This window comes from Ruegeria sp. HKCCA0370 (assembly GCF_013033705.1).
Taxonomy (GTDB): Bacteria; Pseudomonadota; Alphaproteobacteria; order Rhodobacterales; family Rhodobacteraceae; genus Ruegeria.
The window spans coordinates 1-1,446 of record NZ_WQEP01000033.1 but is presented as its reverse complement, the minus strand read 5'-3'; the positions used below and the strand labels follow the sequence as shown (position 1 = coordinate 1,446).

Annotated in this window: 2 protein-coding genes; both read right to left on the bottom strand. The window is 52.8% G+C overall.

Translation table 11 applies throughout. The annotated features are described in order from the left end of the window. Positions 1-280: 280 nt before the first annotated feature. Positions 281-436: a hypothetical protein gene (locus GOW31_RS21820; RefSeq protein WP_171172795.1), complete on the bottom strand. Its 156-nt coding sequence runs from the start codon at positions 434-436 to the stop codon at positions 281-283. 73 nt (positions 437-509) lie between these two features. Next, positions 510-764 carry a hypothetical protein gene (locus tag GOW31_RS21815; RefSeq protein ID WP_171172794.1) on the bottom strand — a complete coding sequence of 85 codons (255 nt, stop codon included), beginning with the start codon at positions 762-764 and terminating at the stop codon, positions 510-512. Positions 765-1,446: the final 682 nt, after the last annotated feature.

The window sequence follows — 1,446 nt, the reverse complement described above, 5'->3', positions numbered from 1 at the left end:
TCAGCCAATAAAGGTCGCTCATGTCATCGCTCCGTTTTTGGAGCCGTGAATCACGCCGCTCAGCGAAAATCAATGCACCCTGACCCTAGCTCGCGACCACTGCCAGGATTGGAATTGGCGATTGGTGTGACACCATTGATATTGTGTGTTGTGCGCATGTTTACTGCTCCATTTTTCTGCCACTTATATTGTGGATATCATGCAAGCCAGTGAATTCGGCGTGAGCTGCTGACATTGTGGGATTTAGGCCAAACCCGGAATAATGCCGGGTTACAACTGATCACGCAGTCGATCCGCAAACGACGTCTTCGACCACTCCAGGATCCACATCGCCCACGGCTGCCACCGCTTCGATCAGGTATTCGCTCGTCGCGTCGCGATTTGCCCCCTCGATCTCGTCGAAGAGAGTAACAATAATTTCGTCTCTGCCGGGCATTGTTGCCTCCATTCCTAATGGACGGTGACCTACGTGCGGTCACCACCAGCGTTTGTCTGCCTCGCCAACCTAATCAAACTGTCACCTCCACACGACGGCGTACCCGAGGGCGTGCGGTCGGCGCCTGGATGGTGGGCGGGGCAGGGGTCTCTTCAACCTTCGCTGCTGTATCCGATTTAATACCCAGGTTCTGACGCGCTTTCCGGACCAGCGCGATCACTTCAGCTTCGCTCATATGGGCAGTTTCGTGAGCCAGGGCATAGGCCAGGGCAGGGCGCATGTTCTCACCCTCCATCGCAGCGGACAGGTACATAATCAACTCGCTCAAGCCAAAATTGACTGCCCCGTCATAGTATAAACTTGGGTGTACTCAAAACTGTCAGGCAAGTTGAGCTCTTAATAGAAGGAGAATAGTGATGGCTTCGACGTCCGAACTTCACTTCATTCAAGTGCTAACCGGCGGAGACAATGATCCAGCGGATTACCGAACAGAAGCTGACACGACCGGGCGATCCAATTAAAATCACCGTCGGGGCAGGGGCCCAAGCTACCGAAACCCCGCAATTGTTCCGGGTATCGGAACCTTTGTAGTTATGATTTATTATACATGCTGGCAGCTCACCATCCAGCGCTGTGCTCAGGAGTTATGGGAATATCCCGGGCGCTCACTTATGCAACAGCGATAGGGATACTATTATGAGCGAAACATCAGATAGAAAAGTCACTCTGGGGCCTCTCGTGCTCCCATATGAAACGGTCGTCTGGAGCCCAAAAGAAGTTAAGCCATTTCGGCCGGGGACCACTTGGCTGACAGATCCAGCTTTGGTTGCGGTTGACGAATGGCTTTGTCAGACTGAACTTGACCCGCTTTGTGCGCGACTTGGCTTGTCACATAGCGAGACGATCATAAAATTGGTTCGCGATCATAAATCCTAGGGTCAGGATTCATAACCAGTAGATGACGGTTGCTGCGAGCGCGATGGCTGAAAGGAAGACCTTGGGACAGCGAT